The organism is Salipiger pentaromativorans, from assembly GCF_024721115.1.
Lineage (GTDB): Bacteria > Pseudomonadota > Alphaproteobacteria > Rhodobacterales > Rhodobacteraceae > Salipiger > Salipiger pentaromativorans.
Window position 1 is genome coordinate 1 of the sequence record NZ_JAMDHK010000009.1, and the last position, 26,131, is coordinate 26,131.

Annotated in this window: 29 protein-coding genes and 1 riboswitch; of the genes, 18 read left to right on the forward strand and 11 right to left on the reverse strand. The window is 66.5% G+C overall.

The window, feature by feature from the left end; genetic code table 11:
• The first annotated feature begins 114 nt into the window (after window positions 1-114).
• Together M4578_RS14245 and M4578_RS14250 are read left to right on the forward strand one after the other, a co-directional pair.
• Window positions 115-345, forward strand: coding sequence for a hypothetical protein (locus M4578_RS14245; protein ID WP_258093955.1), 231 nt, complete (start codon window positions 115-117; stop codon window positions 343-345).
• A 9-nt stretch (window positions 346-354) separates the two neighbouring features.
• On the forward strand, window positions 355-975 hold the full coding sequence (locus M4578_RS14250; protein WP_258093956.1) for a hypothetical protein: 621 nt from the start codon (window positions 355-357) through the stop codon (window positions 973-975).
• Between the two features lie 300 nt (window positions 976-1,275).
• Here M4578_RS14250 and M4578_RS14255 read toward each other — a convergent pair whose 3' ends face one another.
• A complete protein-coding gene (locus tag M4578_RS14255; RefSeq protein WP_258094103.1) occupies window positions 1,276-1,710 on the reverse strand; it encodes a 6,7-dimethyl-8-ribityllumazine synthase in 435 nt (144 codons plus the stop codon).
• Between the two features lie 74 nt (window positions 1,711-1,784).
• A riboswitch (FMN riboswitch) is annotated at window positions 1,785-1,935 on the reverse strand.
• 110 nt (window positions 1,936-2,045) lie between these two features.
• Here M4578_RS14255 and M4578_RS14260 point away from each other — a divergent pair.
• Together M4578_RS14260 and M4578_RS14265 are read left to right on the forward strand one after the other, a co-directional pair.
• The gene (locus M4578_RS14260) at window positions 2,046-2,624 is read left to right on the forward strand and encodes a nitroreductase family protein (protein ID WP_258093957.1); all 579 of its coding nucleotides are present in this window, start codon (window positions 2,046-2,048) and stop codon (window positions 2,622-2,624) included.
• Entirely contained in the window at window positions 2,621-3,322 is a 702-nt protein-coding gene (locus M4578_RS14265) for an EI24 domain-containing protein (RefSeq protein WP_258094104.1), read from the forward strand. The genes M4578_RS14260 and M4578_RS14265 overlap by 4 nt, the downstream gene beginning before the upstream one ends.
• 14 nt (window positions 3,323-3,336) lie before the next feature.
• Here the strand turns inward: M4578_RS14265 and M4578_RS14270 are convergent, their stop codons facing one another.
• Window positions 3,337-3,633: a DUF1467 family protein gene (locus tag M4578_RS14270; RefSeq protein ID WP_258093958.1), complete on the reverse strand. Its 297-nt coding sequence runs from the start codon at window positions 3,631-3,633 to the stop codon at window positions 3,337-3,339.
• Window positions 3,634-3,662: 29 nt separating this feature from the next.
• A complete protein-coding gene (mce, locus tag M4578_RS14275) occupies window positions 3,663-4,067 on the reverse strand; it encodes a methylmalonyl-CoA epimerase (protein WP_258093959.1) in 405 nt (134 codons plus the stop codon).
• 132 nt (window positions 4,068-4,199) lie between these two features.
• Here mce and M4578_RS14280 point away from each other — a divergent pair, with 132 nt between their 5' ends.
• Window positions 4,200-4,916, forward strand: a complete 717-nt coding sequence (locus M4578_RS14280) for a response regulator (RefSeq protein ID WP_258093960.1) — start codon at window positions 4,200-4,202, stop codon at window positions 4,914-4,916.
• A 34-nt stretch (window positions 4,917-4,950) separates the two neighbouring features.
• Here the strand turns inward: M4578_RS14280 and M4578_RS14285 are convergent, their stop codons facing one another.
• The 4 genes from M4578_RS14285 to M4578_RS14300 form a co-directional block, all read right to left on the reverse strand.
• Complete coding sequence (locus M4578_RS14285) at window positions 4,951-6,186, reverse strand: DUF1501 domain-containing protein (protein WP_258093961.1); 1,236 nt, start codon at window positions 6,184-6,186, stop codon at window positions 4,951-4,953.
• A gap of 5 nt (window positions 6,187-6,191) precedes the next feature.
• Window positions 6,192-7,580: a DUF1800 domain-containing protein gene (locus tag M4578_RS14290; protein ID WP_258093962.1), complete on the reverse strand. Its 1,389-nt coding sequence runs from the start codon at window positions 7,578-7,580 to the stop codon at window positions 6,192-6,194.
• A gap of 133 nt (window positions 7,581-7,713) precedes the next feature.
• Entirely contained in the window at window positions 7,714-8,649 is a 936-nt protein-coding gene (gene cbiB / locus M4578_RS14295; RefSeq protein ID WP_258093963.1) for an adenosylcobinamide-phosphate synthase CbiB, read from the reverse strand.
• Window positions 8,646-9,236, reverse strand: a complete 591-nt coding sequence (locus M4578_RS14300; RefSeq protein WP_258093964.1) for a histidine phosphatase family protein — start codon at window positions 9,234-9,236, stop codon at window positions 8,646-8,648. The genes cbiB and M4578_RS14300 overlap by 4 nt, the downstream gene beginning before the upstream one ends.
• 43 nt (window positions 9,237-9,279) lie before the next feature.
• Here M4578_RS14300 and cobU point away from each other — a divergent pair, with 43 nt between their 5' ends.
• The 6 genes from cobU (at window position 9,280) to M4578_RS14330 (ending at window position 15,806) form a co-directional block, all read left to right on the forward strand.
• Window positions 9,280-9,786 carry a bifunctional adenosylcobinamide kinase/adenosylcobinamide-phosphate guanylyltransferase gene (gene cobU / locus M4578_RS14305; protein ID WP_258093965.1) on the forward strand — a complete coding sequence of 169 codons (507 nt, stop codon included), beginning with the start codon at window positions 9,280-9,282 and terminating at the stop codon, window positions 9,784-9,786.
• Window position 9,787: 1 nt separating this feature from the next.
• A complete protein-coding gene (cobT, locus tag M4578_RS14310) occupies window positions 9,788-10,798 on the forward strand; it encodes a nicotinate-nucleotide--dimethylbenzimidazole phosphoribosyltransferase (RefSeq protein ID WP_258093966.1) in 1,011 nt (336 codons plus the stop codon).
• Window positions 10,795-11,544: an adenosylcobinamide-GDP ribazoletransferase gene (cobS, locus tag M4578_RS14315; protein WP_258093967.1), complete on the forward strand. Its 750-nt coding sequence runs from the start codon at window positions 10,795-10,797 to the stop codon at window positions 11,542-11,544. Before cobT ends, cobS begins: the two co-directional genes overlap by 4 nt.
• 75 nt (window positions 11,545-11,619) lie before the next feature.
• A complete protein-coding gene (locus M4578_RS14320; RefSeq protein ID WP_258093968.1) occupies window positions 11,620-12,672 on the forward strand; it encodes a GSCFA domain-containing protein in 1,053 nt (350 codons plus the stop codon).
• Window positions 12,669-13,475 (forward strand): hypothetical protein, encoded by an 807-nt coding sequence (locus M4578_RS14325; protein ID WP_258093969.1) that lies wholly within the window; start codon window positions 12,669-12,671, stop codon window positions 13,473-13,475. Before M4578_RS14320 ends, M4578_RS14325 begins: the two co-directional genes overlap by 4 nt.
• A gap of 108 nt (window positions 13,476-13,583) precedes the next feature.
• Window positions 13,584-15,806 (forward strand): sialate O-acetylesterase, encoded by a 2,223-nt coding sequence (locus tag M4578_RS14330; protein ID WP_258093970.1) that lies wholly within the window; start codon window positions 13,584-13,586, stop codon window positions 15,804-15,806.
• Between the two features lie 11 nt (window positions 15,807-15,817).
• On the opposite strand, the gene M4578_RS14335 is transcribed toward M4578_RS14330, so the two are convergent.
• Window positions 15,818-16,735 (reverse strand): threonine/serine dehydratase, encoded by a 918-nt coding sequence (locus tag M4578_RS14335; RefSeq protein ID WP_258093971.1) that lies wholly within the window; start codon window positions 16,733-16,735, stop codon window positions 15,818-15,820.
• Between the two features lie 75 nt (window positions 16,736-16,810).
• Between M4578_RS14335 and M4578_RS14340 the strand changes: the two genes are divergently transcribed.
• Window positions 16,811-17,653 (forward strand): LOG family protein, encoded by an 843-nt coding sequence (locus M4578_RS14340; RefSeq protein ID WP_258093972.1) that lies wholly within the window; start codon window positions 16,811-16,813, stop codon window positions 17,651-17,653.
• A 66-nt stretch (window positions 17,654-17,719) separates the two neighbouring features.
• On the opposite strand, the gene M4578_RS14345 is transcribed toward M4578_RS14340, so the two are convergent.
• Complete coding sequence (locus M4578_RS14345; RefSeq protein ID WP_258093973.1) at window positions 17,720-19,597, reverse strand: polysaccharide biosynthesis protein; 1,878 nt, start codon at window positions 19,595-19,597, stop codon at window positions 17,720-17,722.
• Between the two features lie 460 nt (window positions 19,598-20,057).
• Between M4578_RS14345 and M4578_RS14350 the strand changes: the two genes are divergently transcribed.
• The gene (locus tag M4578_RS14350) at window positions 20,058-21,080 is read left to right on the forward strand and encodes an aspartate-semialdehyde dehydrogenase (protein WP_258093974.1); all 1,023 of its coding nucleotides are present in this window, start codon (window positions 20,058-20,060) and stop codon (window positions 21,078-21,080) included.
• Between the two features lie 240 nt (window positions 21,081-21,320).
• On the forward strand, window positions 21,321-21,458 hold the full coding sequence (locus M4578_RS14355) for a hypothetical protein (RefSeq protein WP_258093975.1): 138 nt from the start codon (window positions 21,321-21,323) through the stop codon (window positions 21,456-21,458).
• Window positions 21,459-21,628: 170 nt separating this feature from the next.
• Here M4578_RS14355 and M4578_RS14360 read toward each other — a convergent pair whose 3' ends face one another.
• A complete protein-coding gene (locus M4578_RS14360) occupies window positions 21,629-22,138 on the reverse strand; it encodes a relaxase/mobilization nuclease domain-containing protein (protein ID WP_258093976.1) in 510 nt (169 codons plus the stop codon).
• A 156-nt stretch (window positions 22,139-22,294) separates the two neighbouring features.
• Between M4578_RS14360 and M4578_RS14365 the strand changes: the two genes are divergently transcribed.
• Window positions 22,295-22,627: a hypothetical protein gene (locus M4578_RS14365; RefSeq protein WP_258093977.1), complete on the forward strand. Its 333-nt coding sequence runs from the start codon at window positions 22,295-22,297 to the stop codon at window positions 22,625-22,627.
• 6 nt (window positions 22,628-22,633) lie between these two features.
• On the opposite strand, the gene M4578_RS14370 is transcribed toward M4578_RS14365, so the two are convergent.
• The gene (locus M4578_RS14370; protein ID WP_258093978.1) at window positions 22,634-23,281 is read right to left on the reverse strand and encodes a carbonic anhydrase; all 648 of its coding nucleotides are present in this window, start codon (window positions 23,279-23,281) and stop codon (window positions 22,634-22,636) included.
• Between the two features lie 139 nt (window positions 23,282-23,420).
• On the opposite strand from M4578_RS14370, the gene M4578_RS14375 reads away from it, so the two are divergent.
• From M4578_RS14375 to M4578_RS14385, 3 genes are all read left to right on the forward strand, one after another.
• The gene (locus M4578_RS14375; protein ID WP_258093979.1) at window positions 23,421-23,813 is read left to right on the forward strand and encodes a hypothetical protein; all 393 of its coding nucleotides are present in this window, start codon (window positions 23,421-23,423) and stop codon (window positions 23,811-23,813) included.
• Window positions 23,814-23,885: 72 nt separating this feature from the next.
• Window positions 23,886-25,268 (forward strand): leucyl aminopeptidase family protein, encoded by a 1,383-nt coding sequence (locus M4578_RS14380; protein ID WP_258093980.1) that lies wholly within the window; start codon window positions 23,886-23,888, stop codon window positions 25,266-25,268.
• Window positions 25,265-26,095 (forward strand): C40 family peptidase, encoded by an 831-nt coding sequence (locus M4578_RS14385; protein WP_258093981.1) that lies wholly within the window; start codon window positions 25,265-25,267, stop codon window positions 26,093-26,095. Before M4578_RS14380 ends, M4578_RS14385 begins: the two co-directional genes overlap by 4 nt.
• The last annotated feature ends 36 nt before the right edge of the window (window positions 26,096-26,131 follow it).

A 26,131-nucleotide genomic window follows, 5' to 3' on the forward strand; every position in this document is an offset into this window, starting at 1 on the left:
GAGCCCAAAATCGGTCCCTGTATGCTAAATCAAAGCCCGATTGCATGGAAATCGGCACAGCCAAAACGGTAGATCAGACGTTCCCTAAGGCATGTTTGGTTAATGTGGAGCTCTATGACTTTGGCCGCAGCATCCATTGCATTGAGCTATGTTGTTTCAGGAATGTTGGTTGAAATGGCTCCGCAGATATTCTCTGTTGAATTCGACACTTCGAAATCGTTTGGCAATCAGAATTTCGGCAGCGCACCAATGGCAGGCCTCCAGGTCATCTCTGGACTACAGTTCTTGGCTTTTCTAATGTCCATTGTCGCTGGCGCTGTCTTTGTTGCAATAAACAGAAGATGAGAAGGATTTATGATGATTTGTCGACGCGATTTCATCAAAAAAACACTTGTTTCTTCAACGGCTCTGCTAATCACACAACTTCCCTTCACTGTAGAAGCCCAGAATACCGACGAATACCAGGGTATCTTGTTCAACGGTCGCGTTGATGGCGGGGGAGATGAATTCATCTTCCTTCGTAACCTTTCCTGGCAGTTTATTCAAATTCGAAGCCTACTGGGTGGGCCATTTGAATATGAGAATCAGCCTTTTTGGTCGAGTGGGGCCAGAACGGCATGGGATGCATCGTTTTCTCCCTTTTTGGGGAGAGATGGTCGAAACATGTTGTTCGCTGATCAGTCCTCAAAGTTTGAAGCAATGACAGCTGATCGTATGGATTTTACTAAGTCAGAGTTTGGCCAATCTTTGGCGGCCGCGCTTCAAGAAACCTATTTAGGCCAGAAAGAAGCTTTCACCGAATGGTGTTCTGAGGCTGGTATCTCAACCAACGGCAGGTTGTTTAATGGCATAGTCTCTGCGCAAGCGCTATTTGCCGTTCAATTTGCTACATACAATGAGGCAAAAATGCTGAATGCAGGCGGAATTAGTTTCTTTGACAATTTCACTTGGGTCTGGCCCTTTTGCAGCGGGTAAAATCTAGCGGCATTTACAATGGCAATACCATCAAACCACCGCTGGATCGCAGTGGGCAAGGTCGAATTCCGAAATTGCAAGAATGCACCGCGCCAAACCTAATTGACATAGTGAACCCTACCCCCCGGCGCCACCGAAAGCGGCCATTGATTACGGCAGTTCGAACGGCAACTTCGTCCGCATACCGTCACTTGCGCAGAATGCCGCGAACCGCAACACACCTCCCCGCCACCTTCCACAATGCGCAATAGCCACTCGCGCGCAGGGACCCGGCGACACCCGCGTGCCGCCGGGCATAGCTTACGCAGCAAGCACCGCGCGCGACTGCCGCAGCTTCAGAGCCGCTTCGGCGGCTTCCCGTCCTTTGACGACGAAATGCTCGCGATAAATCGCCGTATGATGTTCGGTCTCCTGAAACTGATGCGGGGTCAGCGAAACGGAGAGAACCGGGACCCCGGTTTCAAGCCCGGCCTGCATCAGCCCGTTGACAACGGCCTGCGCGACGAAGTCGTGGCGATAGATACCCCCGTCCACCACGAAGGCGGCGGCGATGACGGCGTCGTATCGTCCGGTCTTTGCCAGATCGCGCGCCAGCAGCGGCATCTCGAAAGCGCCGGGAACGTCGAAAACCTCGACAGCCTCTTCCGGCACCTTCTGAAGAAATCCGACCAGCGCCTGGTCGACAATATCGGCATGCCAGCCAGCTTTGACAAAGGCATAACGGGTGTGTGTCATCGTGATCTCCTTTCGTAACGACACGTCACCCAAGGCGATCACATGCGCTATGCCCGGCGGCAGGCCGGGCACAGGCGTGGTCTCTTTCATCCGGACTATGACCGTCGGCCCAGGATTCTCACCTGATCTGCTGACCCCCGACTCCAGAGAGCCGAGGCGCTCGCGGGCTTGCACCTTCGGGTGCTTACCGCCGGTGGGGAATTTCACCCCGCCCTGAGAACGCCGCGACCTTAATCGCTGCGCGTGGTACTGCGCAAGCGCCCGTCGCTGTGCCGGGGCGGTTGAATCCCGGCGGACAAAGGCAGACATAAGGGCGGACGATCAAGGAGACGCTCATGCCCAGCCCGAACCCGGCCGCGATGGACTTTCTGCTGACCCGGCGTTCGCGCCCGGCCAAGACGCTGACAGGCCCGGCGCCGGATCGCGACGCGCTCATTCCCATCCTGACCGCCGCCGCGCGCAGCCCCGATCACGGCAAGCTCGAACCCTGGCGCTTTGTCGTTCTGGAAGGCGCGGCGCTCGACCGGCTGGCCGCGGCGGCGCTGGCCCGTGGCGCCGCGCTCGGGCTGGCTCCGGAGACCGCCGAGAAGGGCCGCCGGCAGTTCGCCGACAGCCCGCTCTGCGTGGCGGTGGTGGAATCGCCCAAGGACAGCCCCAAGGTGCCGGCCATCGAACAGACCTATTCCGCCGGTGCCGTCTGCCTCGCGCTGCTCAACGCCGCGCTGGCCAGCGGCTGGGGCGCGAACTGGCTGACCGGCTGGATCTCGGAGGACAGGAGTTTTGTCGAGACCGAGCTGGGCCTCGCCGCTCACGAACGTATCGCGGGATTCCTGCATCTCGGCACCGAAACCGTCGCTCCGCCCGACCGGCCACGCCCGGACATCGCGGCGATCACCGAATGGGTGACGGCATGATCCCGGCGGCCTTCCTCGCCGCGCTCGGCCAGATCGGCGATGCGCGCTTTCGCGGGGTGCTGCTGAAAGGGCTGGGCCTTACCATCGGTATCTTCGTGGCCTTCTACGCGGTTTTCGTCTGGGTCGTGGGCTGGCTGGTCGGCGATAGCGTGACCCTGCCCTGGATCGGCACGGTGGGCTGGGTCGATAACGTCATAAGCTGGGGCGCGGTGCCGCTGATGCTGCTGCTTTCGGTCGTGCTGATGGTGCCCGTGGCCTCTGCGATCACGTCGTTCTTTCTGGAAGACGTGGCGCAGGCGGTGGAGGACAAGCATTATCCCGGCCTCGGGCCCGCGATGCAGGTGCCGCTGGCCGATGCGTTGCGCGATACTCTCAGCTTTCTCGGGGTGCTGATCGGCGCCAATATCGTGGCGCTGGTGCTTTACATCTTCCTCGCCCCGTTTGCGCCCTTCATCTTCTGGGGCCTGAACGGGTTCCTTCTGGGCCGCGAATATTTCACCCTGGCGGCCATGCGTCGGGTCGGGCGCGAGGGCGCCGCGCAGCTGCGCAAACGCCATTTTGCGACGATCTGGGTGGCGGGCGTGCTGATGGCGCTGCCGCTTTCGCTGCCGCTGGTGAACCTGATTATCCCGATTCTGGGCGCCGCCACCTTCACCCATCTCTTCCACCGGCTTCAGGCGCGCAGCGCCCGCGCCTGAAGCGGTCGGCCGGGTTACTCCCCTATGTGCCCCTGCGCGGGGCCCATGCGGTTGAACATCCAGCCGTCGATGTCGCGCACGCTGATCATGCCGGAGATGATCACCCCGGCGATGATCACCCAGAGCACGAATGCGATCCCGGTGGTGATCCAGGCCTTGCGCTTGAGATTGTGCACCTCGGGGCTGCCCGCATGGGTGCCCTCGACCACCTCGCCACGATCCCCCTGCGTTTCCAGCCGGAAGGGGATGACAACGAGAAAGGTCATGAACCAGATGACGGCAAAAAGCACGATCGCCGATGTGATCGCCATGGTGACCTCCCTTTCGGTCCGAACCTAGTTCAGACCTGTTCCAGTTCCACCAGCGTGCCCTGGAAATCCTTCGGATGCAGGAACAGCACCGGCTTGCCATGGGCGCCGATCTTGGGCTCGCCGGTGCCCAGCACGCGGGCGCCCGAGGCCTTCAGGTGATCGCGGGCGGCGAGGATGTCGTCCACCTCGTAGCAGACATGGTGAATGCCGCCCGAGGGGTTCTTTTCCAGAAACCCCGCGATGGGAGAGTTCTCGCCCAGCGGATAGAGAAGCTCGATCTTGGTGTTCGGCAGTTCGATGAAGATCACCGTCACGCCGTGATCGGGTTCGTCCTGCGGCGCGCCGACCTTGGCGCCCAGCGTGTTGCGGTATTGCGCCGCCGCGGCCTCGAGGTCGGGCACGGCGATGGCGACGTGGTTCAGGCGACCGATCATATCATTCTCCCTTGGGTGCTGTCTGGCTTCGCTTATCGCCCGTGCGCGCCCGTTTTCGCAAGATGGTGCGAGCGTTAACCAGCCGTTAGGGACAAAGCGGAATGCTGCGGTCGGAGCCCTATGGAGGACAAGATGACCGACTCGGATGGATTCACCGCGATCCCGCGCCCCACTGCCACGCGGCCCCTGCTGGGGATGACCGTTCTCGTGGTCGAGGACAGCCGCTTTGCCTGCGACGCGATGCGCCTGCTCTGTCTGCGCAGCGGTGCGCGGATTCGCCGGGCGGATTGCCTGCAATCGGCGCGGCGGCACCTGATGGTGTACCGGCCTACGGTGGCCATCGTCGATCTTGGCCTGCCCGACGGATCGGGGGCCGAGCTGATCTCGGAACTGGCAACGACCCTGCCACGGGTTTCGGTGATCCTGGGCACCAGCGGCGACAATTTCGCCGAGGATGTGGCCTTTGCGGCGGGGGCGGACGGCTTTCTTGCCAAACCGGTCGAGAGCATTCTTACCTTCCAGAACGAAATCATCGCGGCGCTGCCGGAAGAGCGGCAGCCGAAGGGGCTGCGCATGGTCTCCGACGACCCGATCCGCCCCGACCCGCTGGCCTATCGTGACGACATGGCGCATGCGGCGGATGTCCTGGGCGACGACGGCGACGAACGGATGCTGGATTACGTCACCCATTTCCTGCGCGGCGTGGCCCATAGCGCCGGCGACCATGTGCTTCAGGCCGCCGCCGAAGGGCTGGCTGAGACCCGCGCCGAAGGCCGGCCGACCAAGGCCGACATCGCCCGGGTCGCCGGGCTTGTGCAGGATCGGTTGGCCGACCGGGTGGCGATCTAGGTGCCCTCTGAGCGCGCGCTGCGTTCTGGGCGGCTCAAAGCAGCAGGCGCGGATCGCCGCCCAGTTCGACACCGGGAAAGACATCGCGTTCGATGGTGCCGCGGTCGAGCCCGAACAGCCCGTTGATGAGCCAGCCCGCATGGGCGCGCAGATCGCGGGTCGGCATCAGGTCGCGCCGGTTGTAGAGCGAGGCTTCGTCGAGCCCGGGCCACTCCGTCACCACGCGCCCGCCCCGGATCGCGCCACCGGCAAGCACCATCGCGCCACCGGTTCCGTGATCGGTGCCCTGCGTGCCGTTGATCCGCACCGTGCGCCCGAATTCCGTCATCGCCACCACGGCGGTGTTCTGCCAGACCGGCCCGCCCAGCTCTTCGCGCAGGCTCAGGATCGCGTCCGTCAGGCGGCGCAGCGAGCGGGTCAGATAGACCCCCTGCCGTTCATGCGTGTCCCAACCGTTGATCGAGAAGGCCGCGATGCGCGAGGGTCCGCGAAGCTGGCGGCCGACAAATTGGGCGATGCGCGCCTCGCCGGTCTCGCCCCGTCTGGAGTTCAGCTCCTTTGCCATCATGGCGTCCATCTCGGCGGGGGCCATGGTGCTGGCCACCGCATCGCCGTCGTTGTCGGCGATCTGAAGCGCCTGCGCCATCGCGGCGGCGAAGACGGGATCGTCCTGCATCACAAGCTCCGCCAGGCGGATTGCCTGCGGGCTCAGCGCCAGATCCGATTCCGGCGTCCAGCGCGAGACCGGCGCCGGGCCGTTCAGCAGCTTGAGCGTGTCGCGCCCCACTGCATAGGCGGTTTCCGTCCCGATCCCGGGGTAATGTCGCAACATCCGGTTGAGCCAGCCGTCGCGGCTGAGCCCGTGGCTCAGATCCGTGATTCCGGCCTCGAGCAGATCCTGCCCGTCGAAATGGCTGCGCTTGTCGCGATAAGGGGTCGAGACCGCGTGCACAAACCCCAGTTGCCCCTGCGACCAGAGCGGCAGAAGCGGTTTCAGCGCGGGATGCAGCGCATAGAACCCGTCGAGGTCGGCGGGCCCGTCCTCGGTCCCCAGCGCGGGCCGGCCGCGCAGCGCGGTCCAGGCCGGATCGCCATAGGGCATCACCGCGCCGAGCCCGTCCATGGCGCCGCGCAGGATGATCACGATCAGCCGGTTTTCGCCCGGCGCCGCGGCAAGGGTCACCGGGGTGACCAGCGGGCTGGCCGCCAGCGAGCAGCCGATGGCGGCAGAGCGGGTCAGAAAGGCGCGGCGCGAAAGATCCTGAGCCATGGCGATCACATCCTCTGGAAAGACGGAGAGGCCAGAACCAGCCCGATCCCGTCGGCGCGGCTCTCGGCCGCCTTGGCGGCTAAATGCACCGCGGGCGTGGCGCGCGGCCCCAGCGCCTGTGTCACAAAGGCCCGCGGGTCGGGCAGCTCGTCCTGTAGAAGCTGCGGTACCGTCACCGCCCATTGCAGCCGCGCCGCAAGCCCCTGGGGGGTGATCCAGGCGCTGTCCTCTTCGGGCAGCCCGTCCGGCCCCACGGGTTTTTCCCAGACATGGCCCATCAGCACCATCGGCACATGGAACCGGCGCCGGAACATCCCGGGTTTGAGCGACAGGAAGGTCTCGGGCGGCACCTCCAGCGCGCGCAGCGCGGAGGCGATGAAGTCGAAGGGCCGCTTCACGTTGGGGCTGCGCGTGCTCCAGGCGGCGGGATGCGCCAGCATCGCCTCATAGCCGGCCTTGAGATCCGTGCCGCTCTCCAGAAGCGCCGCCTCGATGGCGCCGGTGAGCGCCGGATCGGGCGAATCCGATACGAAATGGGTGGCCAGTTTGCCCGCCAGATGCCGCGCCGTGGCCGGGTGGCGCGCCAGATCGCGCAGCACCGCCTCGATGTCGCTGAACCGGGGCTGCCCGCCACCGTAGCGTTTGCCCAGAACCGTCTCGGCGCCGGGTTCGGCCATATCCTTGCGGAATTGCCGCCCCACGGTGCGGTTCATCGTCAGCCCGGTCAGCAGCTCGGCGAGTTCGCGCACATCGGTCTGCGTATAGGGCCCGCCGACCCCCAGCGTGTGCAGTTCCATGATCTCGCGGGCCAGGTTCTCGTTCAGCCCCAGTTTCTTGTCGCCGCTCTGCGCACGTTTGGAATTCGGCCCGGCAGAGCGCTCCTGGTCGAGATAATGCACCATCAGCGGATGGGTGACCGCCGCGATCAGCAGATCCTCGAACTTGCCCGCGAGCCGGGGCCGGATGGCGCTTTCCACATAGGGCCCGCCCGCGCGGCGCATCACCCCGGCCTTGCCCGTCGCGGTGAAGTGATCCGCCCAGAACGCCGCCAGCCGCTCGCGAAACGGCGCGGCGGTGGTGACCCGGCGCGCAAGGCGCTGGGCCATCCAGTGAAGCTGGGCGACATTGGCCACCTTGTTGAGATCGCGGATGGCGTCGCGCGCGGCAAGCCCTTCGGGCGTGCCGCGATTCTTGCGGCGGATCTGCTGATATTTGCGCACCTCCTGCAAGCGGGTCAGGAAGGTTTCGAAACGCTCGACCGGGTGGCGCGCGGCGCTGTCGTCCGGACCGGTCAGCGTTGCCAGAAACGCAGCGGCATCCGGCGCCGGCGCAAGAGCGGGCGACAGGCCGCAGCCAAATCGGATATCGGCAAGAACGGGATCGAAGGCGGCCATGGGCGCTCTCCGCATGAACTCGGGCACTTGCAGGATAGCGCGAAGCCGGGCGCTTTGCAGCCACTGGCGCAAAGATGTGACTGGCAGAGCCCGCCCATCGGCGGGGCTTTGCCCAGCAGAGCGGCACATGCCCTCAGATCAGCGCCAGGCCGAGCAGGATCAGCGCGCAGAGCGCCATGGTGCGGCGGTAGAGCGCCAGGCCGCGCCACAGTGTTTGCGGGCCGGGATCGGGCGCGCCGCCATTGACCCAGGGCTCTTCGGACACCCGGTCGCCATAGGCACGCGGCCCCGAAAGCCGGGCGGGCAGGGCGCCGGCCAGCGCCGCCTCGGGCCAGCCCGCGTTGGGCGAGCGGTGCTGCGCGGCATCCCGCGCCATGACCCGCAACGCGGTGCGCATGCGTCCCGAGGCCAGCGCGAACAGCAGCCCGGTCAGTCGAGCGGGAATCAGGTTCACCAGATCGTCGAGCCGCGCGGCGGCCTTGCCGAAATCCTCGTAGCGGGCGTTTCGGTGGCCGATCATCGAATCCATCGTGTTCACCGCCTTATAGGCCGCGATTCCCGGCAAGCCGCCGATGAGCCCCCAGAACAGCGGCGCGACGATCCCGTCCGAGCTGTTCTCGGCCAGGCTTTCCAACGCCGCCCTTGCCAACCCGGCCTCGTCGAGCCGCTCGGGGTCGCGGCCGACGATCATCGCCACGGCGCGCCGGGCGGCGGGCAGGTTGCCAGCCGCGAGCGGCCGTGCCACGGCGGCCACGTGATCGTGCATCGACCGCACCGCCAGCAGGGGCCAGGCACAGACTCCGCCCAGCACGATGCCGATCCAGCCGGCGGGCAGCGCCGCCTGCACCAGAAGCGCCGGCAAGAGCGCTGCCGTCAGGACCACCACCGCCGTCAGCGCGCCCGCCGCGCGCCGCCGCAGGGGGGCGCCGCCGTTGAGCCTTGTCTCAAGCGCCGCGATCAGCGTGCCGAGCCAGACCACCGGATGCCGGATCCGGGCGAACAGCCCGGCGGGCCAGCCCAGCAGGGCGTCGATGCCGAAGGCCACGACCATCAGTCCGGCAAAGCTCATGTTGCGGGGCCCGGCCAGTTGACCCCGGCGACGGAAAACCCATCGCCGAAACAGCGCAGCCGCGTCACCGACAGCGGCGCCACCTCGAACCCCAGCCCGGCGGGGATCTGCCCCAGGGCGATCCCCAGCGCCGCGCGCACCGTTCCGGCATGGGCGACCACCGCAAGCGGCCCGCCCGCCTGCGCCCGCCGCGACAAAGCGGTCAGGACGGGGCGAAGCCGCGCGGCCATCTCGGCAAAGCTCTCTCCTCCGGGGGGGCGATAGGTGCTCAGCTCGTCTTGGGATAATTTCCCGAGATCGGGAATCTCCTCGAAGCGCAGCCCGTCATGGTCTCCGAAATCCTGCTCCCAAAGGGCCGGGTCCGAGGCCAGAGGGCGGCCCGGAAACAGCGCCCCGGCGGTCTGGCGGCAGCGCAGGGCGGGGCTTGTCACCACCTCGGAACAGGCCGAAAGCCAGGTGCGGAGCGCGGTCAGCGCCGGGCCTTCGGCTATCCGCGCGGGCACGTCCCGGCGACCGCAAAGCCGCCCGCCGTGATCGGCGGGGGCGTGTCGGATCAGCAGCATCTCGGTGCGGTCAGGGGGTGTCATCCGGGCTTTCCAAATCGCGCGGAACCTGCTTTGTCACGGCGCCATGGGAAAGTCGATCCTCATCACCGGCGGCGTCCGTTCGGGCAAGAGCCGTCTTGCCGAGCGCATGACGCTCGCGCTGGGCCAGCCGGCGATCTATATCGCCACCGCCGAGCCCCGCGACGACGAAATGGCCGACCGCATCGCCCGTCATCGCGCTCGGCGTGGCGCGGAATGGCAGACGCTGGCCGAGCCGATGGACCTCGCTCGGGTCCTGCGCGAAAGCGATGGCGGTGCCCCCCGGCTGGTGGATTGCCTGACCCTCTGGCTCAGCAATCTGATGCTGGCGGAACGGGACTGGGAGGCCGAGACCGACGCGCTGGCCGCGCTGCTGCCGCGGATGCGCGCGCCGGTGGTCTTCGTCACCAATGAGGTGGGCGCCGGGATCGTGCCCGAGAATGCGCTGGCCCGCGCCTTTCGCGATGCGGCGGGGCTGGTCAACCAAAAGATCGCTGCCGCCAGCGACGAGCTTTGGCTTTGTGTGGCAGGCTATCCGATGAAGGTGAAATGACATGACCGACGGCTTCTTTCTCGACCGGCTCGACGATGTGGCCGCGCTGGCCCTGCCCGCGTTCGACAGCAATGCCGCCGAGGCCGCCCGCGCCCGGCAGGCGCAGCTTACCAAACCGCCGGGCTCGCTTGGCCGGCTCGAGGATCTGGCGGTGTTCCTTGCCGGCTGGCAAGGCCGCGAACGCCCGCGGATCGAGACCGCGCAGGCGCTGGTCTTTGCCGGCAATCACGGGGTCTGCGCGCAGGGGGTGAACCCGTTTCCGCAGGAGGTCACCGCCCAGATGGTGGCGAATTTCGAAGCCGGCGGCGCGGCGATCAACCAGCTTTGCGCGCTGACCGGCGCGGCGCTTTCGGTGGTGCCGCTCGATCTTGATACGCCGACGGCGGATTTCACCCAAGACCCTGCGATGAGCGAGGCCGAGACGCTGGCGGCCATGGCGCGGGGCGCCGGGGCGGTTGATCCGGCGGCGGATATTCTGCTGCTGGGCGAGATGGGCATCGGCAATTCCACCGTGGCGGCGGCGCTCGCGCATGCGATCTTTGGTGGCCGGCCCGAAGACTGGGTCGGACGCGGCACCGGGTCGGATACGCCGGCCATCGCCCATAAGGCCGAGGTCGTGGCGCGCGGCGTGGCCCGCCATGGCGGGGCAAGCGCGATGCAGGTGCTGGCGGCGCTCGGCGGGCGCGAACAGGCGGCGATCTGCGGCGCGGTGCTGGCGGCGCGGCGCAACCGGATTCCGGTTCTGCTCGACGGGTTCATCTGCACCGCCTCGGTGGCGCCGCTGCATGGCGCGGCGCCGGCGCTGCTCGATCACTGCCTGATCGGCCATGCCAGCGCCGAACCGGGGCATCGCGGCATGACCGAAGCGATGGGCAAGCGCCCGCTGCTCGATCTCGGCATGGCGCTGGGCGAAGGCTCGGGCGCGGCGCTGGCGCTTGGCGTGCTGCGCGGGGCGCTGGCCTGCCACAACGGCATGGCCACCTTTGCCGAAGCCGGCGTGTCGGACGGGTGACCGCCTGCCGCCGCATCGACGAGGCGCGGCTTGCGCTGATGCTGCTCACCCGTCTGCCCGTCGGACGGTTCGAGACTCCGCCCGACATGGCGGCGGCGCGCTGGGTCTATCCCCTGGCGGGCGTGCCTGTGGGCCTGATCGGCTGGGCTGCGTTTGCGGGCGGGACCGCGCTGGGCCTGGCGCCGCTGGTCGCGGCGCTGGTTGCGCTGGCGGCCCTGGCGCTGACAACCGGCGGGCTGCATCACGACGGGCTGGCGGATTTCGCCGATGGCATGGGCGGCCGCGACAGGGCGCGCCGGCTCGAGATCATGCGCGACAGCCGCATCGGCAGCTACGGCGTGCTTGCCCTCGTGCTGGTCCTCGCTCTGGGCGCCGCGTCGCTGGCCGAGCTGCCCGTCACGCCCCGTGGCGCGGCGGCGCTGCTGCTGAGCGCGGTGGCGAGCCGGCTGCTGATGCTGGTCGTGCTCGACACGTTGCCGCCCGCGCGCGGCGACGGGCTGGGCCAGATGGCCTCGGGGGGCCGCGGCAGCCGTGCCGGCTGGCTGCCGGGCGGGGCGCTTGCCGTGTTGCTCTGCCTGCCGCTGGGCGGCGCGGGGCTTGCCGCGCTGCTGGTGATGGCTCTGACGGCGCTGGTTCTGGCGCGGCGGGCACAGGCGCGGCTTGGGGGGCAGACCGGCGACGTTCTGGGCGCCGTACAGCTTTGCTCCGAGACCGCCGGCTGGCTGGTGCTGGGCGCGCTGCTCTGACATCCCGGCCATTTTGCTGGCGGCGCGGGGGGCTTTCCCCTAGGCTTCACGACACGTGATCAGGCCCGAGACCGCATGCCCTATTCTTCCCTGCCGCCGTCCGCCTTCTGGAAACTCTGCCGGAACGACCGCGATTTCCTGCTGTCCGACATCTACCAGCCGAAATTCTCGCTGACCCCGGGGATGCGTATCGCCACCGCCGGGAGCTGCTTTGCGCAGAATATCGGCCGCTATGTCCGCGCCTCGGAACTGGAGCTGGTCGATACCGAACCGGCCCCCGCCCTGATGCCTGCCGAAACCGCCCAGCGGTTCGGCTACGGGCTGTTCTCGGCGCGTTACGGAAACATCTATACCGCGCGGCAATTGCGCCAGTTGCTGGAGGACGCGGTGGGCGACCGGCTGCACGATTGCACGCTCTGGCAGCGCGACGGGCGGTTCTATGACGGGCTGCGTCCCAATACCGAGCCCGAGGGGCTGGGGTCGGAAGACGAGCTGCGCGCCCACCGTCTCGACCATCTGCGCCGGGTGCGGGCGATCTTCGACACGGCGGATGTCTTTGTCTTCACCCTCGGGCTGACGGAAACCTGGACCGATACGGACACCGGCGTGGTCTTTCCCACCGCGCCCGGGGTGATCGCGGGGCAGTTCGACCCGGATCGCCACGCCTTTCTCAATCTCGGCATGGGGGAAACGCTGGAGGATCTGTCCGCCGCCATCACGCTGATCCGCGAGCTGGCGCCCGAAATCCGGATTCTGCTCACCGTCTCGCCCGTGCCGCTGACCGCCACCGCAAGCGGCCATCATGTGCTGCGGGCGACGACCTATTCGAAATCGGTGCTGCGGGCGGTGGCCGAGGAGGTCGCCGCGCTCGATCCCGGCATCGACTATTTCCCGTCCTACGAGATCATCACCGGCACGCCGTTCGGGGCGCGCAACTACAAGGACAATCTGCGCAACGTCACCACCGAGGGTGTGCAGAGGGTCATGTCGGTGTTCTTTGGCGCGCATGACGGGCTGGCCCCGGTCGACCGGCCCGACACCGGCCTGGCGCGGCCCTCAAGCGACCCCGACGAAGAGGACGCGGTGGTCTGCGAAGAGGCAATGCTGGAGGCATTGGCGCCAAAATGAAGCTCTGTGTGATCGGCAATTCGCATGTGGCCATGCTGATGGCGGCGCTGCGCGATGCGGCTCCGGCCGATATGGACATCACCTGGTTCGCCAAGCCGGGTCTGGCCGAGGGCGAGGCCGTGCTCGACGGCAGCAGGCTTTGTGCCCGCGACCCCGATCTCGTGACGCGGCTGGAGAGGCTGGGAACGCCGGAATATGTGGACCTCGCCGCGTTCGACGGGGTGGTGTTTGTCGGCAGCACGGCGTCGGCCTTTGCCGCGGTGCGTTTGTTGCAGGGGCATCGGGTGTCGGGCTGGCCCTCGGCCAGAAAAATGATCTCCGGCGCGCTGACGCCCTTCGCGGCGCCGCTGAAACACCCGATGCTTTCCGAACCCGCCTATCTTGCCGCGCTCACGGATCTGATCCGCGGAAACCTGACCTACAAGCTGGCCACCGCGCTGCGCGCCGCAAGCGCCGTGCCCATTTGCGTCATCCCGCAGCCCTTCCCCTCGGACCGGCTGTTCGACGGCGACAAGAAATATCCGATGTTCCGGCGGGTGGTCCGGCGTGGCGACGCGGCGGCGCTGGCGGCCTGTCTGCGCAGCGCCCACGCCCGCGCCTTTGCCGGCATCCCCGGGCTGGTGGCATTCGACCAACCCGCCGACACCATCGCCCAGGATTTCCTGACCGCCGCCGCCTATACCCGCGACGCGGTGCGGCTGAGTCAGACCGACACGCTGCCCCGGGACGATGTCCTGCACGCCGGCCCGGCGCTCGGGGCGCGCTATCTCGACAGCCTCCGCGCTGCGCTGCCGACCCTCTAAAATTCGAAGTAAATCATTGTAAATAAGAATATATTCCGGATTTCTCGGATAAGGAAACCTTAGGGCGTCTCGCGCATCACTCGGACCATCGCAACTCGGTGGTCTGGCATGGCAACTCCCATCATCATTCTGGCGGGGCAAAGCAACGCCTCGCGCATTTCCGACGAGATCGTCGCGGCGCTGGATGCGGAATACGGCGCGGGCAGATACCGGCTGGTCGAGGTCTATGCCGCCGGTGCACCGCTGACCCGCGCGCGCGACGGCAATGCCGACTGGGCGACCCGGGGCGAATTGCCCAACCAGCTTTTGCGCAACGCCATCGCGGCGCTGAACGATACGCCGAACGGCCGGTTCGTGGGGATCATCTGGGTACAGGGCGAGGGCGACACCGTCGGGGCGAGCGCTCCGGAAGAGTACGCCTCCGATTTCGTGGCGCTGTTCGGTGGGCTCCGCCGGGCGCTGGTGGCGGAATTCGGGTCCGGGGTCACCGGCGCCGAAACCGCCCGTATCGTGATTTCGGAACTGTCCGAGCAGGCCCCCGCCGCCGAAGGACGTGGCGCCTGGGACGAGATCATCGCGGCGCAGGAAAGGCTCGGTGCGAGCGGCCGGCTGATTAGCAGCGTGGATCCCGACGATGTGGCTGCGCGGGCCGGGATCCGGCAGAACGCCATGTTCAGCGACGGGCTGCATTATTCCGACGCCTTCGCCCAGCGTCTCGCCAATGCGCTGGTCGCCACCCTCACCGATCCTCCCGAACAGAGCCTTGGCGGCGGCGGGGCCGCCGGGGCGACTAATCGGGGCACGGCTCGCGACGACCGGTTCCTGAATGACGGTGCCGCCACGGTGATGGAAGGGCTTGCGGGGGATGATACCTATTATGTCGACAATCCGCGCGACCGCATCATCGAGGCGGAGGGCGCGGGATACGACCGGGTCTTTGCCGCGCTGAGTCTCGATCTGCGCAGCCACAGCCAGTATCTCGAAGAGCTTACGCTGACCGGGACCGCCGATCTGACCGGCATCGGCAACGGGCAGGCCAACCGGATCACCGGCAATGCCGGTGACAATCTGCTGAACGGTGCCTGGGGCGACGACCGCTTGTATGGCGGCGCGGGGAACGACACGTTCCGCGACAGCAAGGGCGCGGATCTGATGGTCGGCGGGGCCGGGGACGATCTTTACTATGTCGATGACCCGGGCGACCGGGTTGTGGAGGCAGCGGGGGAAGGCTGGGATAGGGTCTTGTCCTCGGTCAGCTTCGCGCTGCGCGATCATAGCCAGCATCTGGAAAATCTCGCGCTGACCGGGACCGGCAATATCGACGGGACAGGAAACGCACAACCCAACCGGATCACCGGCAATGCGGGTGACAATGTCCTGAACGGCGCCGGGGGTAGCGACACGCTGGTGGGCGGGGCCGGCAACGACACGTTCCGCGACGACGGCGGCGCCGACCGGATGGTGGGCGGCAGCGGTGACGATCGCTATTACATCGACAACCGCGGCGATGTGATCGTCGAGGCGCCGGGCGAGGGGTTCGACCGGGTCTTTTCCAGCATCTCGATCGAGCTGCGCCAGCATAGCCAGCATCTCGAAACGCTGACGCTGCTGGGCCGGGGCGATCTGACCGGGATCGGCAACGGGCAGGCCAACCGGATCACCGGCAATGCCGGCGACAATTTTCTGAACGGCGCCTGGGGCGACGACACGCTGGTGGGCGGGGCCGGCAACGACACGCTGCGCGACAGCAGCGGCGCCGATCTGTTGATCGGCGGCAGCGGGAACGATGTCTATTATCTCGACTCGCCCGGAGACCGGATCGTCGAGCGCGAGGGCGAGGGCCGGGATCTGGTCTTTGCGTCGGTCGATACCGCCCTGCGCAACCACAGCCAGTATATCGAGGCCCTGACGCTTACCGGGACGGAGGACCTTTCGGGGGTCGGCAATGCCGGCGACAATGTGCTGCGGGGCAATAGCGGCAACAATGTCCTGAACGGTGCCTGGGGCGACGACACGCTGATCGGCGGCGCCGGCAACGACACGCTGTGCGACAGCAAGGGCGACGACCTGTTCAGCGGCGGCGGCGGGCGCGATGTGTTCCTGTTCACCGACGGGTTCGGCAACGACCGCATCGCCGATTTCGAGATCCGCCAATGGGGCGAGGTCATCGACCTCAGCGGCGTTTCCGCGATCACGGGCTTTGCCGATCTGGCCGCCAATCACCTGCGCGACATCGGTGGCAACGCGGTGATCGACGACGGTCACGGCAATACGATCACCCTCGTGGGCATCGACGCGGGCGATCTTGGCGCCAATGATTTCCTATTCTGAGAAAGCGCCCGCTAGCCCAGCGGATCCGGCGCGATATTGCCGCCGCACAGCAGCACCGCCACCCGCTCGCCGGGTTCGGGCACATAGGCGCCTGACAGCAGCGCCGCCAGCGCGCAGGCGCCCGAGGGCTCCACCAGCAGGCGGTGCGCCTGCCAGAGCGCCCGCTGCGCGGCAATGATCGCTGCGTCGGACACCCGCACCGACGCGCCCAGATGCGTCTGCGCCAGATCGAAGCAGATCGACCCGATGCGCCGCGCCCCCAGCGCATTGGCCGCGACGCCCGACACCTCGACATCCACCGGCCGACCGGCCTCCAGCGCCGCATGCAGTGCGCAGGAGGTTTCGGGCTCGACCGCCACCAGCTTGCGCGCGCCCTGGAGCCAGGCCAGCGCCCCCGCGATCAGCCCGCCGCCGCCCACGGCAATCAGCACCGTATCCGCGTCGAGCCCCTGCGCCTCCCATTCGCGCATCAGGGTGCCTTGCCCGGCCACCGTCCCGGGCCGGTCATAGGGGTGGATCTGCATCGCGCCGGTCTTGGCCTCATAGGCTTCGGCCGCCTCGGCGGCGTTGGCATATTCCCCCGCGACCACGGTCAGCCCGGCGCCCGTGCGCTCGATCAGCGCGATCTTCGACGGGCCCGCCATCTCGGGAACGAAGATCTGCGCCTTGTGACCCAGCCGCGTGGCTGCATAGGCCACCGCCGCGCCGTGATTGCCGCCCGAAGCGGCGACCACCCCGGCCTCCGGCACCTCGGAGGCGAACAGCGTGTTGAACGCGCCGCGCGCCTTGAAGCTGCCGGTGTGCTGGAGCTGCTCCAGCTTCAGCGCCACCGGGCGGTCCCACAAGGTGGCGCTGGTCATCACGGGGGTGACCTGCACATGGCCCTCGATCCGGGCAGCGGCGGCCTCGATCTGCGGTTTCCAGTTCATTCGGATACTCCCCTTCTGGCGCGACGAGGGCGAACGCTATAGTCAGGGAAGGCGCAGCACAAGGATGACCGCCGCATGAACGACGACCGCCATTCCATCTTTCGCGATGCCGGGCTCGACCGCGAAACCGCCGAGCAGATCCCCGATACGCCGCAGACCCGCGCGCCCTCCTACCGGCTGGCCTTTGCCGATGAAGCGTTTCTCTGCCGCGACGAGCTGCGCCCGGTGCGGCTGCAACTGGAACTGCTGAAACCGCAGCTCATTCTGGACGAGCGCCGCATCGAATCCACGGTGGTGCTGTTCGGCGGCGCGCGCATCCCCTCGCCGGCGCAGAAACACACGGCGCGCACGCAGACCCTGGCGGATCTGTCGCATTTCTACGAAGAGGCGCGGCTTTTTGCGCAGAAGATGACGGCGAAATCCGTCGCTTCGGGGAACCGCGAGTTCGTCGTCGCCACGGGTGGCGGCCCCGGCGTGATGGAAGCGGGCAATCTGGGCGCGGAGGAAGCGGGCGGCGTGTCCATCGGGCTCAATATCGTGCTGCCGCACGAGCAGGCGCCGAACACCTATGTGACGCCGGACCTGTGCTTCAACTTCCATTATTTTGCGATCCGCAAGATGCATTTCCTGATGCGCGCGCGGGCGATCTGCGTCTTCCCCGGCGGTTTCGGCACGCTGGACGAGCTGTTCGAGGCGCTGACGCTGATCCAGACCGGACGGATGAACCGCGTGCCCTTCCTGCTGTTCGGGCGCGCCTTCTGGGAACGGATCATCGACTGGGGCGCGCTGGAAGATGCCGGCACCATCAGCCCCGAGGATCTCGACCTGTTCCGCTTCGTGGAAAACGCCGACGAGGCCGCCGCGATCATCGAGGAATGGGGCCCGGCGCCTGCGCGCGACGACATTCCCGGGCGCTGACCCTCGGCCAATAAAAAGGGAGGCCGCATGGCCTCCCGCAACGGAACCGAATGATGGGCGCAGGCGTCAGACGCTCTGCTTTTCCTCGGTATGGGGCACCTTTTCGCCGCGTTCCACCCAGCGGGCGATGACGCTGCGGGCCAGCTCTTCGTCGAGGCCGGTAATCGCGTTGCGCAGATCCTTGAGGGCGGTGGCGACCTCGAATTCCGACAGGTAGCTTTCCTGCGCGCGCATGATCTTGTGATGCGGCGTGGTCAGCATGTCGGAGGAGATCAGCAGCTCTTCATGCAGCTTCTCGCCCTTGCGAAGACCGGTGATCTGGATCTCGATGTCGCCATCGGGATGGTTGACATCCTTCACCGTATAGCCGGCACCTTCGATCATCTGGCGCGCCAGTTTCTCGATCGGCACCGGATCGCCCATGTCGAGCACGAAGACATCGCCGCCGCGCGCGAAAGAGCCCGCCAGCAGCACCAGCCGCGCCGCCTCGGACACGGTCATGAAGTAGCGGGTGACCTTGGGGTCGGTCAGCGTGACCGGCCCGCCGCGGGCGATCTGCTCTTCGAAGAGCGGGATCACCGAGCCCGACGAGCCCAGCACATTGCCGAAGCGCACCATGGAAAACCGGGTGCCGGTGCTGCGGGTGGCCAGATCCTGCACGATCAGTTCGGCCAGGCGCTTGGATGCGCCCATGACGTTGGTCGGGCGCACGGCCTTGTCCGACGACACCAGGATAAAGCGCTCGACGCCGGCTTCGCGCGCGGCTTCGGCCAGAACCTTGGTGCCCACGACGTTGTTGTTCAGCCCCGACAGGACATTGCATTCGACCAGCGGCAGATGCTTGTAGGCGGCGGCGTGCAGGACCACTTCGATGCGGTGCTCGGCCATCACCTGGGCCATCAGCTTTTCATCGAGCACCGAGCCCAGAACCGGCACCACGGTCAGCCCTTCGGACAGATCGCGCAGTTCCTTGTCGATGTTGTAGAGGCCCAGCTCGGAGTGATCGACGAGCACGATGCAGTCGGGTTTGCAGCCGATGAGCTGACGGCAAAGCTCGGACCCGATCGACCCGCCCGCGCCGGTGATCAGGATGCGGCGCCCGGAATAGGCGTGGCTGACGCCGGGAAGCTCCGATTCGAGCCGGTTGCGTCCGAGAAGATCGTCGATCGTCACCGGTGCCACGCGCTTTTTCAGCTCGCCTTCGCCGACCAGCTCGGCAAAAGAGGGCAGGGCGTGCACTTCGCAGCCGATGCTGCGCAGGCGGTGCGCGATACGGGCAAGCTGGGGCTGGCTGATCGAGGGCATGGCCAGAACCACCCGGTCGATCCCCTTGCGGGCGATCAGATCCTTGATTGCCGAGGGGGCGTTCACCCGCAGGCCGGAAATCACCTGGCTTTGCAGCGTCGGGTTGTCGTCGATGAAGGCCACCGCCTCGATGGCATTGTCGTGCCGCAGCGCCGCGACAAGCTGCTGGCCGGTCTGCCCCGCGCCGTAGATCAGCACCCGCATCCGGTTTTGGCCCCGGCGGTAGATCTCGGTCGTGGCGTAGCGCAGCAGGATGCGCCAGGACGCGCAAAGCACCAGCAGGAGCAGGGCGAAGTTGAAATAGACCGCCATCGAGAGCGAGGGGACGAGCAGCCCGTCCAGTGCAACGCCGGCAACGCCGCAGACCGCCGCGAAGGCGGCGGTGCGGGTGATGCCCCGCGTGTCATAGGCATTCAGCTTGAAGCGCGGCAGCCCGAGCCACCACGAGGCCACTCCGCCGAGAACGACAAGGGCACCAACCAGCGGCATCAGACGCATCATCAGCGGAAGGTTGGGGTTGACGGTGGCGTTCAGGGCGAGCGCGGCGAACATCGCCACCCCGATCATGCCGGCATCCATCAACATGAAAAGAAGCTGCTTCTGCGTTCGCGTCAAAGATGTGACGATCCTGTAGAACATGATATTCCGTCCTCCACGAACGCAGTTCGCTTTAACAAGTTCTCAAAAAGCGTGGCGCAACTGACGAGATTTCACCCAGAACAACGGCACACAACGCGATTCATCTGCTTAACCAGTGATCAAATTCATGGGTTTTCTACGCGACTGCCCAATCGTTAGACAAGTCAGGAATTTCTGCACCTGCGAGAATTGGCGGGATTTCACCGATAGACCGCTCCGTTTGCCAGCATTTTCGGCATCCTCGTCCGCTTGCCACAATTTCAGACGGATCCCCGGTTCCAAGTGGCCGCCAGCGGCGCGGATCGGGACCTGTCGCGGCTGTGGCGCGATTCGCGGCGGCTTTCGTGATGCGGCCCCCGAAAGCCCCCTTTCGTTGCGTCCGGCCATGCGATATGACGCGCGCCAGTCCGATGCGGCGCAAACCGGCGCCCGCGCGGACCGAAAATGCAAGGAGACCCAGATGGGCTATAAGGTGGTTGTCGCCGGTGCCACGGGGAACGTGGGCCGAGAAATGCTGAACATCCTCGCCGAGCGCGAGTTTCCGGTGGACGAGTTGGCGGCGCTGGCGTCGCGAAAATCGCTCGGCACCGAGGTGAGCTTTGGCGACAAGACACTCAAGACCCAGGATCTGGACACTTTCGACTTCACCGGCTGGGACATCGCGCTGTTTGCCGTCGGCTCGGACGCGACGAAGAAATACGCCCCCAAGGCTGCGGCGGCGGGCTGTGTGGTGATCGACAACTCGTCGCTCTACCGCTACGATCCGGACGTGCCGCTGGTCGTGCCCGAGGTGAACGCCGAGGCGGTCATGGGCTACACCAAGAAGAACATCATCGCGAACCCGAACTGCTCGACCGCGCAGATGGTGGTGGCGCTGAAACCGCTGCACGACCGTGCGAAGATCAAGCGCGTGGTGGTCTCGACCTACCAGTCGGTCTCGGGCGCGGGCAAAGAGGGCATGGACGAGCTCTGGGATCAGACCAAGGCGGTCTACAATCCCGTCTCCGAGGTGCCGCCGAAGAAGTTCCAGAAAGAGATCGCCTTCAACGTCATTCCGCAAATTGACGTGTTCATGGAGGACGGGTCGACCAAGGAAGAGTGGAAGATGGTCGCCGAGACCAAGAAGATCGTGGATCCGAGCATCAAGGTCACCGCGACCTGCGTGCGGGTGCCGGTCTTTGTCGGCCATTCCGAGGCGATCAACATCGAGTTCGAGGAGTTTCTCGACGAGGACGAGGCCCGCGACATCCTGCGCGAAGCGCCGGGGATCATGGTGATCGACAAGCGCGAGCCCGGCGGCTACGCGACACCGGTGGAATGCGTGGGCGATTACGCCACCTTCATCAGCCGGATTCGCCAGGACTCGACCATCGAGAACGGTCTGAACCTGTGGTGTGTTTCGGATAACCTTCGGAAAGGCGCGGCGCTGAATGCGGTGCAGATCGCCGAAGTGCTGGGGCAGAAGGCGCTGAAAAAGGGCTGATCCGGCAGATCCCCTTCCTTTGAAACAAGAAAACGGCGTCCCGGGCGGGCGCCGTTTTCTTTTTGTATCAAATGGGACCTATTCCGAAGGATAGGCCGCCAGCCCCTTTGCGATCCCGCCTCTACCCGTCGGAAAACTGGCCTGGCAGAGCCGGTTGCGCTATTCCTGTTTGCGTAGACGGCGGCAGAACGCAGCGCGACAGGCTCAGAAGGGCACCCCGACCTTTGCAGGAGCCCAGCCATGACCACCGATCTGATCGAACTCGCCCGCGGCCGCCGCGTCGCTGCTCTCACCGCCCGCAGCCTGCTGCTCTGTGAGCGCCACGAACGTCCGGTTGTCAGCCCGTTTTCCCGCGCGTTGCGCCTGTTCGGGCTCTGATCCTGCCGCACCCGCCCATCTCTCTGGTCGCCTCGCGGGGCGGCCGGACCGGCACCGGCTCTTCCGCTGCTGTCCGCCAGGCCCGCTCTCTCTCACTCTCTCTCCCGGGTCCAGCGGACATCGCAAGCCTCGACCCCCGCGGCTGCCGCAAGGTGGCGGTTCCGCGGGGGTCACAAGGGGCCGGTTTCCCGCTCGATGACCTCGAAATCGTCGTCGCCCAAATCTGTCCTTTGGTCCGCTGACTGGTCTGCGCCGAGGACCCGCTCGGCCATCCAGCGATGCGCATGTCCGGGAAAGGGACGGCCGAAGCGCCGCATCAACGTGGCATAGCTGTGCCCCAGTTCCGAGGCTTTGCACAAGCGTTCCCCGTCGGGATGGCTGTAGAGTGCGAGCCCGCCGCCGGCTTCGCGCAGCGCGAAGCCGCGTTCTTGCAGCCGGGCACAAAGCTCCCCCCAACCGCGCGCTTCGGCCAGATCCGTCGCGAGGAGGACCCGCAAGGGGCCGAGGAGCTGCTCATCCGCCCGATTGGGCGTCTTCGCCCCGTTGCGCTGCCGCCGCAGTTCGGCTGCCAATGCTTCGCGGATGACCCGGCCCAGCGTCTCATCCCGCTGCCGTGCCAGGGCCACCGCTGCCTCATAGAGCGGTCCGGGCAACCGCACTGTCACATCTTGCTCCAACATGTCCGCCAGCCTGACGGATCAGCGTTAACAACAGGTTAGCGTTGTTGATCTTGCAGGGCTGTTGCACCGCTGCCGCAGCTGCGGCGTTTGTGTGAACCCTGCCCAATTTGCGCCCAACTTCGGGCGCAGCCTGATCGCACAGGCAAGGAGGTCAAGATGCAACTCCAGACTCACACTGCGGCCGGCTGGGCCAGTTCCGCGCCGCTCCCCGATCCGCTCGATTGCGAAACCGCGGCGCTGCTGCGCCAGGTGCTGCTGCCGGTTCTCGAAACCGCGCCGGATTGGAAGACTCTGGCCAAAACCCTCGCTCGGAAAGGCTATGACATCACCTTCCGTATGGGGCACATGGTCATTCTCAACGCCGAGACAGGCGCCGCGCTTTGCACCGGGCGGATGCTTGGCGCCCCGTTGCAAAGCCTCTCCGGGCGGCTGGGCCGCCCGGCGCTGCGTCTCAACCCCGATGGTTGCTCTGCGGAACTCGATCTCTGAGCGACCTCAGACCTCGACGAAGCCGCTGACCTTGGGGTCGTAGACTTCGAGCGTGCCCTTGCCGATCTCGTGCCAGAGCCCGTGCAGGGTCATCTCTTCGGCTTCGACCGCCGCGCGCACGAAGGGAAAGCTCATCAGATTCTCCAGCGAAGTCAGCACCGCCTGCTGCTCCAGCGCTTTCGAGATCGTCTCTTCCGGCAGGTCCTTCACCTTCTCATAGCCCGGACGGAGGATGTCCATCCAGCGCCCGACAAAGCTCGACTTCTCTTCCAGCGCCGGGGCCTTGCCCGAGCACATGTCGAGACAGCCCTGCACGCCGCCGCAGCTGGAATGGCCCATCACGATCACATGCGCGACCTTGAGCGCCGTCACCGCGTATTCCACCGCGGCCGAGGTGCCGTGATGGTCGCCATCGGGCTCGTAGGGCGGCACCAGATTGGCAATGTTGCGGTGAATGAAGAATTCGCCGGTGTCGGCGCCGAAGATCGACGTCACATGCACCCGGCTGTCGCAGCAGGAAATCACCATGGCCCGGGGATGTTGCCCCTCGGACGCCAGTCGCCGGTACCAGGCATGGTTTTCGCTATAGCTCGTGGCCTTCCAGCCCTGAAAGCGCTGCACGAGATATTGCGGAAGCGGTCTTGCGGCCTGCATCACATCCTCCTGTTCGCATCACGATCCGACTAGGCAATACGCGGGATTCAATTGGAATTCGAGAGAATAAATGCACCGTGTCTAACCTTTTGGGAACCTCGCCGCGCTAGTCCCTCCTCTGTGGGGACGTGGTGAAGGAATGGACGAGGTGGTGGAACAGGTCGCAACGCTGTGTCCGACCGAAAAGGCCGGGCTCGATCCCGAACGTCTCCACGGGCTTTACGCCCGGTTTGGCACGCAGGAAGGGGAAAACCTGGTTTGCCGTGCGATGGAAGAGCTGGCCTATCGGCTGGGCATGGCAGACCGGCTCTATGAACAGGCGGATCTTGCGGGCATGCGCAAATGCACCCGCGCGCTGGGCGCCATCGCCGAGCAGATCGGCATGAGCGGGCTGTGCCGGATCTCGGCGGATGTGGTGCAATGCATCGACGATGGCGATGCGGTGGCGCTGGCGGCGACGCTGGCGCGCATGGCACGGATGGGTGAACGCTCGCTCTATGCGGTCTGGGATCTGCAGGATCTGACCGTCTAGCCAGCGCCCCTTGCAGGCGCCGCAGGCATCGCTAGGCTCCGGGCAACGTCACATGCCAGAAGGGGCCCGCCCATGCCGTACCGTTTCGCCGATCCGCAAGCCGAAGCGCTGCCGCTGCATCTCGTCACGTCCGACGGGCTCGACGAGTGGCTGGCAACCCAGCCCGAGGCCACCCGTGCCTGGATCGCGGCCAGCGGCTTTCGCGGTGCCATTGGCGATGCGCTGCTGCTGCCGGGCGACAATGGTCTGCCCGCCACCGCGCTGGCCGGATACGGCACCGCGCAGACCCGCCGCCGCACCCGCTTCGCCCTCGCCGCGGCGGTCCCGCGTCTCGGGTCGCGCTGTTTCCGCATCGCGTCTGGCCTGCCCGCCGAGACAGCCGCCGAAGAGGCGCTTGGCTGGCTGCTCGCCTCCTACCGCTTCACCCGCTACGCCGGCACGGCTGCCGAAAGCGCAACGCTGGTCGCGCCCGAGGGGCTCGATGCCCGGCGCATCGAGATCCTTGCCGAAGCCGAGGCCCTGACCCGCGATCTGGTCAACACGCCCGCCTCCGACATGGGTCCGCAAGAGCTTGAGAACGCCGCGCGCAGCCTTGCCGCCGAGTTCTCCGCCAGCATCGCCGTCATCTCCGGCGACAGGCTGGAGGACGACTTTCCGATGATCCATGCGGTGGGCCGCGCCAGCACTCGCCCGCCGCGTCTGATCGACCTGCGCTGGGGCCAGTCCGGCCCGACGCTGACGCTTGTGGGCAAGGGCGTCTGTTTCGATACCGGCGGGCTCAACCTGAAACCCGGCGCCTCCATGGGGCTGATGAAAAAGGATATGGGCGGTGCCGCGAATGTTCTGGGGCTCGCCCGCGCCATCATGGCGCTCGACCTGCCGCTGCGGCTGCGCGTGCTGATCCCGGCGGTGGAAAACGCGGTGTCCGGCAACGCCTTCCGCCCGCAGGACATCCTGACCTCGCGCAAGGGGCTGACCGTCGAGATCAACAACACCGACGCCGAAGGCCGTCTGGTGCTGGCCGACGCTCTGGCGCTGGCGGATGAGGAAACGCCCGATCTGATCATCTCCATGGCCACGCTCACCGGCGCCGCGAGGGTGGCGGTCGGGCCCGATCTTGCGCCCTTCTACACCGATGACGAACCGTTGGCCGCCGCGCTTGCGCAGGCCGGCGCGGCAGCGGCCGATCCGCTCTGGCGCCTGCCGTTCTGGGATCCCTACGAAGCCAAGATCGAGCCGGGCATCGCCGATCTCGACAACGCGCCGGCGGGCGGCATGGCCGGGTCGATCACCGCCGCGCTGTTCCTGCGCCGCTTCGTCACCGAGACGCCGCGTTACGCCCATTTCGACATCTACGCCTGGCAGCCAAGCCCCGCCCCGGCACGCCCGAAAGGCGGTCTTGGTCAGGGTCCGCGCGCCATTCTCGGCGCGCTTCCGCAGGTGCTGGGCCTGTGAGCGACCGCCGTCAGACCCCGGCCAATGATCGGGTCGTCGCCCGCCGCCTGGCCGATCGCTTTCAGGATCTGACCCCGGTCGATCCCGAGCCCTGCTATATCGCCGAGCCGGTGCTGGATCTGAGCCTCTCGCCCGGCGGCAAACGCGACCGGCAGCTTCGATACGGCGACGCTTTCGATGTGCTGGAACGCCGGGGCGATCATGCCTTCGGTCATGCGCCGGATGCAAATTACGCGGGTTGGGTTGCAATGGCGGCGCTGCGCCCCGCGACCGACCGGGCAGGCGCCACCCATCGGGTGGCGGTGCGCCAGACCCACGCCTACAGCGCCCCGGATTTCAAGACCCCCGAACGCTGCGCGCTCAGCCACCTGTCGACTCTCTCCGTCGGGCGGCAGGAGGGGCGCTTTACCGAGACAGAGCGCGGCTGGGTGCCGAGCGTGCATCTGACCGATGAGCCGGCAAAGGACTGGGTCGCGGTCGCCGCGCTTTATCTCGGTACGCCCTATCTCTGGGGCGGCAATTCCGGTTTCGGCATCGACTGTTCCGGGCTCGTCCAGGCGGGGCTGGCCGCCTGCGGCATCCTCTGTCCCGGCGACAGCGACCTGCAAGAGGCCGCGCTGGGAGAGACCCTGCCCCCCGGCACCGCGCCGCGACGCGGGGACCTGCTGTTCTGGAAAGGGCATGTGGCGCTGGTCTCGGACCCGCAGACCATGCTGCACGCCAATGTGTTTCACATGGCGGTGGCCTATGAGCCGCTCGACGAAGCCATCCGCCGCATCGAGGCGCAGGGCGACGGGCCGGTCACCCGGCACGCCCGTCTGGCCTAGCGACAGTCCGGGACGGGCCATCGCCGCGTCCCGGGG